General features: G+C 71.3%; 1 protein-coding gene. It reads right to left on the reverse strand.

Annotated features, from left to right (window positions below):
• Nucleotides 1-282: thioredoxin domain-containing protein (locus D9V41_RS18220; RefSeq protein WP_208006962.1), on the reverse strand; the 282-nt coding region annotated here is incomplete at both ends.

Raw genomic sequence — 282 nt, forward strand, 5'->3', positions numbered from 1 at the left:
CTGCACCGCCTCGCCGGACTCCATCGCCCAGGTCAGCAATCGCCAGGCGTCGGTGGAGTCGGCGGGCACGATCTCCTCGACGTTGAGCTCGATGGCGCTGATCCGCGCGGCGGCCACGACCTCCTCGGCCGTGGGGGCCCCGGGGACGCGGCAGGCGCGGTAGCCGATCTCGACCGGTTCGCCGGTGAGGATCGTGTACATCGCGGCGGCCCGCTCGAAACGCACGGACCCCACGTACGACCACGCGTCGACGACGTCGACGAAGACGGTCGCCTTCATGCC

The organism is Aeromicrobium phragmitis (assembly GCF_003674095.1).
Lineage (GTDB): Bacteria > Actinomycetota > Actinomycetes > Propionibacteriales > Nocardioidaceae > Aeromicrobium > Aeromicrobium phragmitis.